The 14,621-nt window shown below is 55.3% G+C and carries 13 protein-coding genes; 12 read left to right on the forward strand and 1 reads right to left on the reverse strand.

Going from position 1 to position 14,621, the window contains the following annotated elements; genetic code table 11:
• The 9 genes from HMPREF7215_RS07215 to dctP form a co-directional block, all read left to right on the forward strand.
• Positions 1–416, forward strand: a 416-nt coding sequence (locus HMPREF7215_RS07215; RefSeq protein WP_009165117.1) for an ROK family protein, incomplete at its 5' end; no start/stop codon positions are given.
• A gap of 97 nt (positions 417–513) precedes the next feature.
• Positions 514–1,323 (forward strand): vWA domain-containing protein, encoded by an 810-nt coding sequence (locus HMPREF7215_RS07220; RefSeq protein ID WP_009165118.1) that lies wholly within the window; start codon positions 514–516, stop codon positions 1,321–1,323.
• Between the two features lie 80 nt (positions 1,324–1,403).
• Positions 1,404–1,889 carry a CreA family protein gene (locus tag HMPREF7215_RS07225; protein WP_009165119.1) on the forward strand — a complete coding sequence of 162 codons (486 nt, stop codon included), beginning with the start codon at positions 1,404–1,406 and terminating at the stop codon, positions 1,887–1,889.
• Positions 1,890–1,985: 96 nt separating this feature from the next.
• Positions 1,986–2,291, forward strand: a complete 306-nt coding sequence (locus HMPREF7215_RS07230; RefSeq protein ID WP_009165120.1) for a metal-sensing transcriptional repressor — start codon at positions 1,986–1,988, stop codon at positions 2,289–2,291.
• 34 nt (positions 2,292–2,325) lie between these two features.
• Positions 2,326–4,869 (forward strand): heavy metal translocating P-type ATPase, encoded by a 2,544-nt coding sequence (locus HMPREF7215_RS07235; RefSeq protein WP_009165121.1) that lies wholly within the window; start codon positions 2,326–2,328, stop codon positions 4,867–4,869.
• Between the two features lie 709 nt (positions 4,870–5,578).
• Positions 5,579–6,667, forward strand: coding sequence for an NAD/NADP octopine/nopaline dehydrogenase family protein (locus HMPREF7215_RS07240; protein ID WP_009165123.1), 1,089 nt, complete (start codon positions 5,579–5,581; stop codon positions 6,665–6,667).
• A gap of 212 nt (positions 6,668–6,879) precedes the next feature.
• On the forward strand, positions 6,880–7,422 hold the full coding sequence (locus HMPREF7215_RS07245) for a TRAP transporter small permease (protein ID WP_009165124.1): 543 nt from the start codon (positions 6,880–6,882) through the stop codon (positions 7,420–7,422).
• On the forward strand, positions 7,423–8,727 hold the full coding sequence (locus HMPREF7215_RS07250) for a TRAP transporter large permease (RefSeq protein WP_009165125.1): 1,305 nt from the start codon (positions 7,423–7,425) through the stop codon (positions 8,725–8,727).
• A gap of 127 nt (positions 8,728–8,854) precedes the next feature.
• Positions 8,855–9,841, forward strand: a complete 987-nt coding sequence (gene dctP / locus HMPREF7215_RS07255; protein ID WP_009165126.1) for a TRAP transporter substrate-binding protein DctP — start codon at positions 8,855–8,857, stop codon at positions 9,839–9,841.
• Positions 9,842–9,949: 108 nt separating this feature from the next.
• Here the strand turns inward: dctP and HMPREF7215_RS07260 are convergent, their stop codons facing one another.
• Positions 9,950–10,636 (reverse strand): FadR/GntR family transcriptional regulator, encoded by a 687-nt coding sequence (locus HMPREF7215_RS07260; RefSeq protein ID WP_009165127.1) that lies wholly within the window; start codon positions 10,634–10,636, stop codon positions 9,950–9,952.
• Between the two features lie 279 nt (positions 10,637–10,915).
• On the opposite strand from HMPREF7215_RS07260, the gene HMPREF7215_RS07265 reads away from it, so the two are divergent.
• The 3 genes from HMPREF7215_RS07265 (at position 10,916) to HMPREF7215_RS07275 (ending at position 14,527) form a co-directional block, all read left to right on the forward strand.
• On the forward strand, positions 10,916–12,232 hold the full coding sequence (locus HMPREF7215_RS07265; RefSeq protein ID WP_040550855.1) for an L-serine ammonia-lyase, iron-sulfur-dependent, subunit alpha: 1,317 nt from the start codon (positions 10,916–10,918) through the stop codon (positions 12,230–12,232).
• A gap of 138 nt (positions 12,233–12,370) precedes the next feature.
• Entirely contained in the window at positions 12,371–13,378 is a 1,008-nt protein-coding gene (locus HMPREF7215_RS07270; protein ID WP_009165129.1) for an ornithine cyclodeaminase family protein, read from the forward strand.
• 144 nt (positions 13,379–13,522) lie between these two features.
• The gene (locus tag HMPREF7215_RS07275) at positions 13,523–14,527 is read left to right on the forward strand and encodes an ornithine cyclodeaminase family protein (RefSeq protein WP_009165130.1); all 1,005 of its coding nucleotides are present in this window, start codon (positions 13,523–13,525) and stop codon (positions 14,525–14,527) included.
• Positions 14,528–14,621 lie beyond the last annotated feature (94 nt).

Consider the following 14,621-nt stretch of genomic DNA (forward strand, 5'->3'; position numbering starts at 1 on the left):
ACTTCCCGCTGCTGGAGGACCGCGGCTGCGGCTGCGGCGGGCGCGGCCACGTGGAAAGCTTCTTTTCCGCCGACGTTCTGGAACGCGCCGGCGAGAAATACGGCTATGGGGGCGACATGAGAACCCTCTGGGAACAGCGCGAGAACGCCTGGCTGGCCCGGCCCTTCGCCGAGGGACTGCGCGCGCTGGCCTGCGCCTTTACGACGCTGACCCATCTGCTCGACCCCGAGGCGATCGTCGTCGGCGGCGGCCTGTCGCATCTCGACGGTCTGCTCGACGATCTGCGCGACTACATGCAGCCGCTGCTCTCGCCCGTGTACCGCCCGGGGCCGGAGATGCGGCTGGCGCTCTTCGGCGAGGACGCGCCGCTGCTCGGCGCCGAAGTTCTGTGGGCGGAAGTTCACCCGAACGGGTGATGAGATCTGCCGGGATTGGCTTTACAATCAGTTCAGTTTCACGTTCCGCGTCGTAAATCTAAAATCAAAGAAACGATCCGAAAGGAGAGAGTGATCCATGAAAAAGCTTTGCGCTCTGTGTCTTTCCCTGTGCTCCGTCCTGACGGCCGCGACCGCCTTTGCCGTCGTGCCGCCTGCGCCTCAGCAGGTCCAGCAGCGGCCGGACGAGATCCTGCCGCGCGACGGGAAGCTGCCCGAACTGTCCCACGATCACAGCGACAAATGTCCGCCGCTTGACAAGGACAAGGTGCACATCGTCTGCATCCTCGACCGTTCTGGCTCGATGCAGCACCTCACCGGCGACACCATCGGCGGCTACAACAGCTTCATCGACAAGCAGCGCCAGGAAGTCGCTTCGGCCGTGGTCACCACGGTGCTGTTCGACCACCAGTACGAGATCCTTTACAGCGACAAGCCGATCAAGGACGTGGCGGCGCTCACTGAGAAGGAGTACTTCGCCCGCGGCAGCACGGCGCTGCTCGACGCGGTGGGGCGCACGGTCCTGCAGGTGGACGGCGACTTCAAGAAAAACGGGAACTGTCCCAAGTCGGAGCTGGTGATCTTCATGATCATGACCGACGGGCTGGAAAACGCCAGCCGCGAGTTCAGCCGCGCCGCCGTCAGGAAGCTCGTCTCCGACGCGCAGGAAAAGTACGGCTGGCAGTTCATCTTCATGGGAGCCAACATCGATTCCGTGGCCGAGGCCGGTTCGCTGGGCATCCGCAAAGAAGCCGCCATGGACTACGCCGCCGATTCCAAAGGCGTGAGCGCCGTCTATGAGAGCGCCGGCGAAGCGGTGAAGATGCTTCGCGAGAAAGGGCAGCTCGACGGCAGCTGGAAAAAAGCTCCGGCCCCCGAAAAGAAATAACATTGTGTAGAATAAGTGCCGGAGAACTCTCTCGCAAAGAGTTCTCCGGCACGTTTCATTCAAATCGGAGGTGGTCGAAAATGAAAAAGAAAATGATCGTTGCCGTCCTGTGCCTGGCTTTCGCCCTGCCGGGATGCTGCGCGCCGAAAGAGCGCTGGGAAGTCGGCGAAGTGGACACGGCTTTCAAACTGGTGGGGCCCAATCACAAAGTCGTCGTCGAAGCGTTCCGCGATCCCGATTTCCCCTCGATCGTGTGCTACGTCTCCTACGCCAAGGCCGGCGGCGTCTCCGGCGCTCTGGGGCTGGCCGAGGATCCGGCGCGGTTCTCGCTGTCGATTGTGCGGGCCGGGCGCGAGCCCATCGTTCCCGACAAACGCCAGAAAGGGGAGACGCAGGTGTTCAAATCCCGCTCGGCCATCTTCCGAAAGATGAAGGTCGCGCGCTTTTACGACGGCGAAACCGACTGTTTCGTTTATCTCGCCACCTCCACGCTGCTGCTCGACGGCAGCCCCTTCAACGCCATCGCCGTGATCCCGCTGGCGGAAGAACCGGGAAGCGGAAAGTGACGAATCTCCGCCGCTTCGCGACGTTTTTTTCGCTTGCTTGACAAATACCTAGCATGGGTATATTATGCACTCATAACGAGTCGGGGGAAAAAATACATGGACGAAAAATGCTGCGCGTGCGTTCAGCGTACCAAGGAGCGCTCGCCCGAAGAGTACCGCAAGCTGATCAACCGCCTCAGCCGCATCGAGGGACAGATCCGCGGCATCAAGGGCATGGTGGAAAAGAGCGCCTATTGTCCGGAGATCCTGATCCAGTGTTCGGCCGTCACGGCGGCGATGAACGCCTTCAACCGCGAGCTGCTGGCGAACCACATCCGTTCCTGTGTGCTCGACGACATCCGGGCAGGGCGGGAGGAAACGATCGACGAGCTGCTGGCGACGCTGCAGAAGCTGATGAAGTGACGGCGATTTTTTGGCAGGAAAAGAGGTTTTCGTGATGGAGCAATACAACGTTACGGGCATGAGCTGCGCGGCCTGCAGCGCCCGCGTGGAAAAGGCCGTGTCGAAGGTCCCCGGCGTCAGCTCCGTTTCCATCAGTCTGCTGACCAATTCCATGGGCGTGGAAGGAACGGCGTCCGAAGCGGCGATCGTCAAAGCCGTGGAAGAGGCGGGCTACGGCGCCTCGCTCAAGGGCGCGGGCGCGAAGCCCTCCGCCGCGGCGAAGCTGGCCGAAGACGAGGAGGCGCTGAAAGACCGCGAAACTCCGGCGCTCAAACGCCGCCTTTTCGCGTCGCTGGGCTTCCTGGGGGCGCTGATGTACCTTTCCATGGGGCATTCGATGTGGGGCTGGCCGCTGCCGCCGTTCTTCGAGGGCAATCCTGTCGCCGCGGGACTGGCGCAAATGATCCTGGCGGCCGTCGTCATGCTGATCAACAAGAAGTTTTTCACCAGCGGCTTCAAGGGGCTGATGCACGGCGTGCCCAATATGGACACGTTGGTGGCGCTCGGTTCGGCAGCGTCGTTCGCCTACAGCGTCGCGGCTCTGTTCCTGATGACCGGCGCGCAGGCGCAGGGCGACGCGGCCGCGGCGGCGCATTATCTGCACGAGTTCTATTTCGAGTCGGCGGCCATGATCCTGACGCTGATCACCGTCGGCAAAATGCTCGAGGCCCGTTCCAAGGGACGCACCACCGACGCCCTCAAAGGTCTGATGAAACTGGCTCCCCAAACCGCCACGCTGCTTCGAGACGGCGCCGAGACTGTCGTGCCGATCGAACGCGTGCAGGTCGGCGACGAGTTCGCTGTCCATCCCGGCGAGAACGTGCCCGTCGACGGCGTGATCCTCGACGGCCATTCCGCCGTCAACGAAGCGGCGCTCACCGGCGAAAGCGTTCCCGTCGACAAGGCTCCCGGCGACAAAGTCAGCGCCGCCACGGTGAACCAGTCCGGCTACCTCCGCTGCCGCGCCGCCCGCGTCGGCGAGGACACCACGCTGTCGCAGATCATCCGCATGGTCAGCGACGCCGCGGCCACCAAAGCGCCGATTGCCAAAGTCGCCGACAAGGTGTCGGGCGTCTTCGTCCCCGCCGTGATCGCCGTTGCCCTGTTGACCGTCGCCGTGTGGTGGCTGCTGGGCGAAGAGTTCGGTTTCGCTCTGGCCCGCGGCATTTCCGTGCTGGTCATCTCCTGCCCTTGCGCGCTGGGGCTGGCCACGCCCGTGGCGATCATGGTCGGCAACGGCATGGGCGCGCGCCACGGCATTCTCTTCAAGACCGCCGCCTCGCTCGAGGCCGCCGGCCGCGTTCAGATCGTGGCCCTCGACAAGACCGGCACCATCACCAGCGGCGAGCCGGAAGTGACCGACCTTCTGCCCGCCGGGGGCGCGAGCGAACGGGAACTGCTCGAGCTGGCCTGCGCGCTGGAAAGCAAGAGCGAGCACCCGCTGGCCCGCGCCGTGATGCGGAAAAGCCGCGACGAAGGCCTGACCGCGGCGGAGGTGGGCGACTTCCGCGCCCTGCCCGGCAACGGCCTGACCGCCACGTTGAACGGCGAAGAACTGCTCGGCGGCAGCCTCGCATTTATCGCCGACCGCGCCGCCGTGCCCGAAGAGATGAATGCCAAGGCCGAAGCGCTGGCGGGACAGGGCAAGACGCCGCTGCTTTTCACGCGCGGCGGAAGGTTCATGGGCGTCATCGCCGTGGCCGATACCATCAAGGAAGACAGCCCGCAGGCCGTGAAGGAACTTCAGGACATGGGCATCCGCGTCGTCATGCTCACCGGCGACAACGAACGCACCGCTCGCGCCATCGGCGCGCAGGCCGGCGTCGATCAGGTCGTGGCGGGCGTGCTGCCCGACGGTAAGGAAGCCGTGATCCGCGAGCTGCAGAAACGCGGCAAGACCGCCATGGTCGGCGACGGCATCAACGACGCCCCCGCCCTCACCCGCGCCGACACCGGCATCGCCATCGGCGCCGGTACCGACGTCGCCATCGACGCCGCCGACGTCGTACTGATGAACAGCCGCCTCAGCGACGTTCCCGCCGCCGTGCGCCTGAGCCGCGCCACGCTGCGCAACATCCACGAGAACCTGTTCTGGGCCTTCTTCTACAACGTCGTCGGCATCCCGCTGGCGGCCGGCGCCTGGATCTCCCTGCTGGGCTGGAAGATGAGCCCCATGTTCGGCGCCGCGGCCATGAGCCTGTCGAGCTTCTGCGTCGTATCCAACGCGCTCCGGTTGAACTTCTTCGACCTGCGCAGCGCGAAAAAGGATAAAAAAATCCGGCCCGTGGGGCGGCTGGATCAGATCGAATCGGAAAAGGAGAATGGATCAATGACCAAGACACTGAACGTTGAAGGCATGATGTGCGGACACTGCGAGGCCCGCGTCAAAAAGGCCCTGGAAACCGTGGAAGGCGTCGCCTCCGCCGAAGTCAGCCACGAAAAAGGCACCGCCGTCGTCACGCTGAGCAAAGACGTCCCCGACGCCGTGTTGAAAAAAGCCGTCGAAGATCAGGATTACGCCGTTACCGCGGTGAAGTGAACTTTTCACAAAAAAGAACGGATAAAAAATGGCCGAATCTCGATGAACTTGGAGCATTGCGATCTGGCCATGTCTGGCGTACTCTCCAGCGGCCTGAGGAACGAAAACGCTGCCTGTCACCGCTTCGGGCTTCTGCGTCTTAAGAAAACGTCAAGAACAAGAGAGGGCGAAGTCCGTACGGACTTCGCCCTCTCTTGTTCTTGACGTCTCAGCGTCAACAGACGATGGACTTTCATGCCGAAATGTCACAGGGCGCCCTTCTTGGTCTGATGCATCCCTGGGTAGCTGATTTCTTTCAGTCTTAACTTGATCCTTTTATATCAATTGTTCTTGTATGCCAGTTCAATTTTCGCTTTTTTGTTCTCAGTAATGTTCATGTTTTAAGCCATTTTAGATCAATTTAGACATGTTATAAGCTGCGGTAATATTAGCTTGTTTTGCCAAGAAACAATATTAGACGTTAGTATTGAAGAGAACTTTTGAGGTGCGCCTTTTTATTGAAGATAATTACAATGTATGAAAATCTTTTCTTGACAAAGAACGTATGCCGTGATATTGTCTGACTGTCAGACAATATCACGGCATAAATAACTTTTATAGGCTGCGACTTCTCAAAGAACATGACTTACAACAGCCATGTTTCTGTGATTCTCGGCATTTTGTAGTCACAGGGCAGTTTGTTCTATATTTTTAGCGAGGAGGATTGGATATGTTGAGATTTGCAATGCTTGGCAGCGGCAACGGGGCGCGTGCATGGTGCGCTCAGATTAGCGCCGCTGGTTATCCGATTGTCATGTGGGAGCCGCTTGATAATGTGCCGGATTTCCCGACACTACACGAGAAAAAAACGATTTCTCTCGTCGGAGACATTCAGGTCACGGGGCACCTTCACGCTGTGACGCGCGATATCAAAGAAGCTATGGATGGCGCTTCAATTGTCGTTGTGAACGTACCCTCGTTCGCTCACGGGCCCATCTTTGAAAAGATGATTCCGCTCCTCAAGGACGGTCAGCATATCGTCATCGTGCCGGGCAACTTCGGTGCGTACCGTCTCAAGACGATGATGAGCAAAATGGGCTGCAAGGCTCGAATCTCGATTTCTACGGTAGAGACTCAGCCCTACGCCTGCCGTATTTGCGCTGTTGACAAGGTAAACATCAACAAGCGCAAGACGGCTATCTACCTCGCTACGTCGCCGGCTTCAGCGGGCTCGGAAATACTTGACATCCTGAACTCTGCATTTGACGGATACGTCAAGTACAAGAAGGCCGATCACATCCTTGCACTCGACATGTCCAACATCAATTTTACAATGCATCCGTATCCCGTGATTCTGAACTGGGGTGCGATTGAGCAGCGCGGAGACACATGGCGTCACTACATCGACGGGATCACGCCACTCATCAGCGAGCAAATGCACGAACTGGACAAGGAACGTGTCGCAATTGGCGCGGCCTGCGGTTTTAAGCTTGATGGTTTTCTTGAGCTGATGAAGATGTATTACGGCGACAATAGCAGCAAGAATATTTTCGAGTATGTGCACAGCCCTGAGACGCCGTATTCTGATCTCGTTGGTCAGAGCGTTCGTAGCCGTTATATTACAGAAGACGTGCCGGGGGTCATCATGCCGATCGCCTGCATTGCGCGCAAGGCAGGAACGAGGTCACCGAGGGCGGACTTGATTGTTAACTTCTGCTCGCAGCTGCATGGTACCGATTACTGGCATCAAGGCACAACGCTCGAGTCTATAGGCATTGCCGACAAGTCTATCGACGAAATCATCAATATGCTGGCATAGGCTAATTCCGCAGGTTCTGCGCTTGTTTCAAATCTGAAATAATTTTCCAATTCAAGCGTATGGTACCTGAGGAAGCATGTGGGCGTCGGAAAACATATATTTGGGGTTTCGTCATTTTTGCAGCTCAGGGGTTTTGTGTCCATTATTCTATCCTGCTGCGACTTTCATGGGCTTAAAAATAGAAGAGCGTTCACGACATAAGGAGGGGAAACATGAAAAGTATGACAATTGTTCGAGCAAAATGGATTCGTGGGCTTGACCATGTCATTGATGCGGTTATTGTCATCGCTCTGCTCGCGGTTACGGCGCTCATGTTTGTCCAGGTTGTTATGAGATATGTTCTGCGCTCGCCGCTTATGGGCATCGAAGAGCTTAACAACTTTCCAACGACATGGTTGTACTTGATGGCCGCCGTGAAAGCCTCTTCCGAAAAGGGGCAGCTTGTTGCGAGAGTACTAGAGATCTTTTGCAAGAGGGTACGTAGTATTTACGCTATTCGTATCATTGCCTCTATTGCTTCGACAGTTATCCTGTGCTGGCTCACGTGGTGGGGCTGGGATTACCTCAAGTATGCTCTCCGCGTCGGTAAAAAGACGGATATCCTATTTATCCCAATGATCTACTATGAAGTGACGGTATTCATTGCGTTTACTCTTATGCTGTTCTATACAATCGTCGAAATGTGGGAGTGCGTTCAGCAGTATCGGATGACGCCTACGGACGCCCTTATCTCGAAACATCAGGAGGTGGCCTAAATGGACGGCGTGACTCTTTCGATTATTTCCCTTTTAATCCTGATGGTCCTGCTGTCTTTGGGCGTGCCGATCGCATTTTGTTTTAGCGGAGCGTTGTTGTTCATGGTTACATTTGGTGATATCTCGATGAAGGGTATGATGATGTGGGGGCTCCAGCAGATTTTAAGCCCGTCGTTGCTGTGTGTGCCGCTGTTCATCTATGCAGGCTCGCTAATGAGCGGGTCAGGCATAGCAAAATACCTGCTCGACTTCGTTGATGTTTTCGTTGGCCGCGTCAAGGGCGGTCTCGGCATCGTTGCGATTGTTACTTGCGGCATCATGGGCGCCATTTCCGGCAGCGCATTCACTGGTCTTGCCGCGACGGGTAGCATGTTGATTCCCGAGATGGTGAAGCGAGGTTATCCACGCTCTTGCGCTACGGCGCTGATTACAGCTTCGTCGATTCTCGGCACGCTGATCCCACCCTCAACACCAATGATCATCTTCGGTTGGGTTACTAACACGAACGTCCTTGCCTGTTTCCTGTCTACTGTAGGCCCCGGAATCCTGACAATCATCATTTTCTGTGCAATCAACATGCTTATCTGTCACAATCTTGATATGAAGCTTCTTCCTCCGCTTTCTAAACAAGAGAAACGTCATCAAATTATCAGCAAAGGCTGGAAGGCTCTGCCGGCCATTCTAATGCCCCTTATTATTCTCGGCGGCATCTACTCCGGCGCGACGACGCCAACCGAAGCGGCGGCCGTCGCTACAGTTTACTGCTTCCCTGTCGGTTTTTTGATTTACAAGGGGTTGAAACCAAAGAATACATTCCAAATCACAAAGGACTCTGCTGTATCGGCGGGCACAATCATGGTCATGATCATGTGTTCGATGATGTTGAGCCAGACGTATGTTAGGCTTCAGGCTCCTCAGGCCATCATGGGGTCAATTTTCGGCATCACGCAGAACAAGTTTCTGATACTTCTCCTCATCAATGCCCTGTTGCTCTTTGTTGGCATGATTGTCAATGACACGACAGGCATCATTCTTGTAGCGCCGTTGCTCCAGCCGCTGGCGACGTCAATCGGTATCCACCCCGTGCATTACGCGGCTATCTTTGGCGTCAACCTCGGCATTGGCTGCCTGACCCCGCCTTACGCCTCGTTGTTGTATCTCGGCATGCGCGTCGGCAAGGTTGAGTTTTCTGATATCCTGCCGTACGTCTGTCTATTCCTGCTAGGCTACCTGCCGGTTATGCTTGCTACGACCTACTGGCCGGCTCTGTCCCTTTTCCTCCCGCGTGTTTTTGGCTACGTGTAAAAAAAGCTGTCGCGAGGCACGTTTTTCTTGTCCTCGTAACGTCGGGATGTTCAGTTCCAGTATTTTTACTGGCTTCAATGTACTGTGCGTAGCGCACATATTCTATTTTTGTTGAGGAGGGGTTTACATGAAAAAGTTGAACGTTCTGTTTGCTGCTTTCGCTGTTTTCTACATGGGTACAGCCGCAGTTGCCGCGCCGTGGAAGCTAGCCACGATTCGTCCCGAAGGCTCAGCGATTGATGTCGCGGTTCATAAGTTTGTTGATGACGTGAAGAAGGGCACCGACGGCCGCATTGACATCCAGATTTATCCGAACAGCGTTCTCGGCGACTACACGACAGTGCAGGAGCTTGTCTCTCTCGGCTCGGTCGAGATGCAGTGTGGTTCCATGAGCTGGCAGGTCGACAAACGTCTGTCCGCCTTCATTCAACCTTACCTTGTCAAAGACTGGGAGACAGCGAAGAAGAACTACAGCAAGGGAGCAAAGTTCACAGCTTTCTGCGAAGAGATTCTCGAGAAACAGAATGTTAAGGTCCTTGCCTATTGGCCGATTTACTTTGGCGGTATCGCTCTGACCAAAGATGTCGCCAATCCGCTTGATACCGAGAAGAAGAACCTGAAGGTTCGTGTGCCGAGCACGAAGCAGTGGGAAGCGCTTGCTGACGCCTTTGGTTTTCAGGCCACGCCACTTCCATTCTCTGAGTTCTTTACTGCGGCTCAGACTGGCATGGTTGAGGGCATCTTCGGTGCCGGTGCTGAAAACCACTACGTGAACTTCAAGGACATAATGAAGGCTGAGATTCCCATCAACACGCACTTTGAGTGTTGGCCGCTCATCATTAACAAGGAGCTGTACGACGGACTGTCCGATGCTGATCGTGCCACTCTTGACAAGGCTGCTGCGGACTTCGAAGCTGAACGTTGGGGCGCTGCCCCGCCTGAGACTGAAAGCTATCTCAAGAAGCTTGAAGAAAAAGGCATTAAAGTTTACCGTCCGACGCCCGAACAGCTTGAGCACTTTTCCGAGGTCGGACGCAAAGCGACATTTCCTGTTCTTGAGCAGATCTGTGGCAAGAAGGGCTATGAAGAAATCCTTGCAACGATCGTTGACTAACATCTTTTTATCTGAATTGAATTGTTGATGAAATCGAGATTCATTAAGAATAAGCGCGCTCTCAAATTGAGGGCGCGCTCCTAGAAAACAACGTGTTGATTAGTGCGTTTATTGTTCTTGTGTCTCTTCTGTTGCAGGAGCGTGCTTGTACCCCTTTTTCCAGAAGACCTCGACGTGCTTCACCATGACGCGGCGGGCCAGAGATGGATCGCCGGACTTGATCGCCTCAAGAACTTTCCAGTGCTCCTTGCGGTCTTCTCGTGGCAACATCTTGAAGTTCACTTCTTTCTGGCGCTTGATTTCACCGTTCAGTGAGTCGATCATGCGCGTCAGGTACGGATTGTCGGCCAGCCGGGCAATCGCGGCGTGAAACTTCATATGTGCCACGTTAAGTGCGGCGTCCCCGTCCTCTTCTCCTTCGCGGAGGATCGCTTCAAGTTGCTGAATCTGTTGTGGCGTGGCACGCTGTACGCACCAGTACGCGGCCTGTCCCTCAATAAGCTTGCGGACCTCAATGAGCTTCGCGTAAGCACTGTCGTCGAAGTCGTCAGCTTCAGGGGCATCAAGTACGTGGAGTAGAAATGTGCCTCGCCCGGGTTTTGATTCGACGATGCCAGCGTAAGCCAGAGCTTTAAGTGCCTCGCGGATGCTGCTGCGGCTCACATTGAACTGCTTTGCAAGGGTAAGCTCTCCGGGCAAGCGTTCGCCAAGTTTCCATGTGCCGTTTGCAATCTCTTTTTTCAGCTGGGCAATAATTTCAGTGTAATAGGTACCTCTCTCCAGCGGTCGAATCATAAAAACACGCTCCATCAGATTGGCATTTAAAATGTGTTATTGATTATTCTCTTTTTACACTGTCTCATTCTGTAAGCAGAATGTAATCATAGCACACATCAAAAACTCACGCAAGGCATTGAAACGTCGCAAAATATATTATTAATCACTGTGCAGAATAATATCGAGCTAATATCAAACTAACAAAAAGACCGGGAACATATTCCCTAAGCTTTCATGTGTCAGTGGTAGCACAAATTGAATAATTTTATACATTTTATAGGAAAGGGATTTTTGTCGATGGTAAATCGTCAAAGTATTCTACTTACCATTCTCAACAAGGAAGTCAGACCGGCCCTTGGCTGTACGGGACCTGTAGCTGTTGCGTTTGCTGCGGCTGCCGCAAAGGATACTGTAGGCGGCGAACCGAAAAAGGTTCGCATTGTTATGGACAAAGACTCGTACATCAAGAACGTTGCCGTCGGTATCCCAGGTATTGACATGCGTGGTATTGAGATCGCCGCATCGTTGGGCGCTATCGCCGGCGTTTCATCGGCGGGGCTTGAAGTACTCAAGGATGTGACGCCGTCCGATGCAGCAAAAGCCAAGGCCTTCCTGCCGAACGTTGACGTCAAGATTCAGTGGGATTTTGACAGCGTTGGCCTCTATATTGAAGCATGGGTTGCGACAGACAAGGGCGAAGGACACGTGCTTGTCGGCAAAACGCATACGAATATCATTTTCCGCGAATTGAACGGCAAGCTCATTGAAGGACAGTACGAGAAGAACTTTGATTCTGTTGTTGACCGTTCGCATGACACGATCCTTGACTATAAAATCAGCGAGATCATTGACTTCGCGAAACAGGTCCCGATTGAGGAAATCAGCATCTGCCGCGAGGCCATCGGAATGAACAAGATTATCGCCGAGCAGGGGTATAAGCCGGGTGTTGGCGAAAATTTCGGCAACGGAATTCTCGAGATCCCGTGGCCTTCCCCAATTACGAAAGCTAAGAGCTATGCGGCGGCGGCTTCTGATGCTCGCATGCAGGGACTTGAATATCCGACGATGAGTTGCGCAACGAGTGGTAATGTCGGTATCACATGTTCTATGCCGTTAATTTCCATGGGGGAGAGTCTTGGCAAATCGGAAGAAGAGATCATGCGCGCTCTTGCAGCGAGTTTCCTGCTCTGTGTACAGATGAAGAGTCTGATTGGTCGTCTCTCAATGTTCTGCGCGTGCGCGCTGGCGTCGAGTGTCGGTATCGCAGGCGGCATGGTGATGTTGCTAGGCGGTGGCACGAAAGAAGTTGATGGCGCGATACGTAACGTCGTAGGTTCTGTGTTTGGCATTTTGTGTGACGGTGCGAAGCATGGTTGTGCGCTGAAGTTGTCCATGTCCTCCGGCGTCGCGATTGAGAGCTCCTACATGGCGATGAACGGTCACTTTGTCAAGGGCGGCGATGGTTTTGTCTGCAACACAGCGGATGAGACTGTCCGCCTTGTGGGGCGCATGGCCAAGGAAGGCACAGCGGGTGCCGATCAGACGATGTGTCGCCTGCTCTACGAGCGCAACAAGATTGACTCAGCCAAGCCGTCGCAGATGCGTTGCGTCTAAAGTCTTTCCGCTGGCTGGGCGTTGTGCTAGGCCTGCGGTCCCGTTGCGTTGCCGTAACGTTCAAACGTTTTACTCTATTTTGCGTCTATATGGTTTTCAGTTTGACGGTCTTACTTTTCCGCAAGGAGGAATCTGTGCATGAAAACGTTGTTGCTGAGCCAGAAGGAAGCCATGAGCTTGATTACAATGAAAGATGTTGTCGAAATCGTGGAAAAGAACTTCCGCGGCATGGGCGAAGGAAACGTCATCAACCCGACCAAGGTCAACCTTGACCTTGGCGAGACCAGCCCATACCCGCCCTATGCGGGCTACATGAACGCCATGCCGGCCTATATCGGCTGGGAGAACGTTGCCGGCATCAAGTGGGCTGGCGGCGCGCTCGGTAAACGAAAAGCCCTCGGACTGCCCTACATTTCTTCGATGATGTTCCTCGTTGACCCCGTGACGCTCCAGTTCAAGTCCGTCATGGATAGCGCGATGATTACGAATTACCGTACTGGCGCTCAATCTGCCGTTGCAATGAAGTACCTCACGAAGAAGCGGAACATCACGTTCGGTCTGTACGGCGCTGGAATGCAGGCTCGTACGCAGGTTATGGCATTTGCTGAAATCTTTACGCTCAACAAGATCAAGGTGTATGATGTTTACACACCGGCTGCCGAGAAGTTCAAGAAAGATGTTGCTCAGTACGTGAAGAATGGCAACATTGAGATCTGCTCTGTTCCGCGTGACGTGGTCGAAGACTGTGATGCTATTGTCGCTGTCACCCAGGCCCAGAAACCGATCGTCGAAGACAGTTGGATTAGGCCGAAGCAAGTCTTCTTCCCGATGGGCAGCTGGCAGGAGTGCACGGACGAGTTCATTCTCAACGCTGACAAGATCGTCGTTGACCACATCGGCCAGTGCCTACACCGCGGTGCCTTGAAACACGTGGTGTCCGAGGGCAAGTTTTCCGAGAAGGACATCTACTGTACGATCGGCGAACTTGTTGCTGGCAAAAAGAAACTCGCATACGTCGAAGACCGCCCGGCTGAGCGCACGATTTGTATCCCGATTGGCACCGGCGCTCAGGATGTAGCTGTCGGCGGCGTCATCTACCAGCGCGCCATCGCGAAGGGTATCGGTGGCAGCTTCCAGTTCGTGTAAAACCGCTGGACTGAAAAGAGTGATTTCCCGGGCCGCTGCCGGATTCTTGTCCAACCGCCGTGATCAGCGTGGCGCTTCGGCCCCTGCCAAAAGCCTTTAGAACCTGCTGTCGCGCAGGTTTTCCCATAAGGAGGAACGTTTCACATGAAAACCCGTCTGCTGAGCCAGGATATGATCAAGAGCCTCATCACGATGAAAGACGTCGTGGACGTCGTCGAGAAGACATACCACGGCATGGGCGAAGGTACCGTTATTAACCCCGCCAAGGTGAACCTTGACCTTGGCGAAACTGCCGAATACCCGCCGTACAAGGGCTTCATGAACGCCATGCCCGCGTTCATCGGCTTCGAGGACATTGCGGGCCTGAAGTGGGCTGGCGGCAACCTCGGCATGCGTCCGCTCATGGACCTGCCCTATGTCTCTGCCCTGCTTATGCTGGTCGACGCTCCGACGCTCCAGTTTATCGGCGTCATGGACAGCGCTCACATCACGAACTTGCGCACCGGCGCCCAGTCTGCCGTCGCTTCGTGCTATCTCACGAAGAAGCGCAATATTACGCTGGGGCTTTACGGCGCCGGCATGCAGGGGCACACCCAGACCATGGCGTTCGCCGAGCGCTTTACGCTGAACAAGGTCGTCGTGTACGACGTGTTCCCCGCTGCGTCTGAGAAGTACAAGGCCGACTGCGCGCACCTTGTGAAGGACGGCAACATCGTCATCGCGAAGACGCCGGAAGAGGTCTGCAAAGATGCAGACATCATTATCTGCGTCACCCAGTCCAAGGACAAGTATGTCAAGGACGAGTGGATCGGGTCCGGCCAGATTCTGTTCCCGATGGGCTCCTACCAGGAGTGCGAGGACAAGTTCATCAAGAACGCCGACAAAATCATTGTCGACCACATCGAACAGTGCATGCACCGCGGTGCTCTGAGCGGCCTTCATGAGAAAGGCGAGCTCAAGGAGATCGACGTGTATGCTACGATCGGTGAAGTCGTCGCCAACAAGAAGAGTGTCGTCCCGGTCGAAGAGAGCCATGAGCGCATTCTCTGCCTGCCGATCGGCACCGGTTCGATGGACGTTGCTGTTGGCGGCATCGTGCTTGAGCGTGCCAAGGAAAAGGGCGTCGGCGGAGAATACGAATTCGTATAATAATGCAGCGCCTGGGGCTGTCGCGCGATATTTCGTGCCGCAGCCCTTTTTCAGCTCTGTTTTATATTATTAGATAGATTTATATCATGTTTTT

This window comes from Pyramidobacter piscolens W5455 (genome assembly GCF_000177335.1).
In the GTDB taxonomy this organism is placed as follows: domain Bacteria; phylum Synergistota; class Synergistia; order Synergistales; family Dethiosulfovibrionaceae; genus Pyramidobacter; species Pyramidobacter piscolens.

Coding starts and splice junctions, on each gene's coding strand:
- HMPREF7215_RS07220 (WP_009165118.1), top strand. CDS start 514: ATGAAAAAGCTTTGCGCTCTGTGTCTTTCCCTGTGCTCCGTCCTGACG.
- HMPREF7215_RS07225 (WP_009165119.1), top strand. CDS start 1,404: ATGAAAAAGAAAATGATCGTTGCCGTCCTGTGCCTGGCTTTCGCCCTG.
- HMPREF7215_RS07230 (WP_009165120.1), top strand. CDS start 1,986: ATGGACGAAAAATGCTGCGCGTGCGTTCAGCGTACCAAGGAGCGCTCG.
- HMPREF7215_RS07235 (WP_009165121.1), top strand. CDS start 2,326: ATGGAGCAATACAACGTTACGGGCATGAGCTGCGCGGCCTGCAGCGCC.
- HMPREF7215_RS07240 (WP_009165123.1), top strand. CDS start 5,579: ATGTTGAGATTTGCAATGCTTGGCAGCGGCAACGGGGCGCGTGCATGG.
- HMPREF7215_RS07245 (WP_009165124.1), top strand. CDS start 6,880: ATGAAAAGTATGACAATTGTTCGAGCAAAATGGATTCGTGGGCTTGAC.
- HMPREF7215_RS07250 (WP_009165125.1), top strand. CDS start 7,423: ATGGACGGCGTGACTCTTTCGATTATTTCCCTTTTAATCCTGATGGTC.
- dctP (WP_009165126.1), top strand. CDS start 8,855: ATGAAAAAGTTGAACGTTCTGTTTGCTGCTTTCGCTGTTTTCTACATG.
- HMPREF7215_RS07260 (WP_009165127.1), bottom strand. CDS start 10,636: ATGATTCGACCGCTGGAGAGAGGTACCTATTACACTGAAATTATTGCC.
- HMPREF7215_RS07265 (WP_040550855.1), top strand. CDS start 10,916: ATGGTAAATCGTCAAAGTATTCTACTTACCATTCTCAACAAGGAAGTC.
- HMPREF7215_RS07270 (WP_009165129.1), top strand. CDS start 12,371: ATGAAAACGTTGTTGCTGAGCCAGAAGGAAGCCATGAGCTTGATTACA.
- HMPREF7215_RS07275 (WP_009165130.1), top strand. CDS start 13,523: ATGAAAACCCGTCTGCTGAGCCAGGATATGATCAAGAGCCTCATCACG.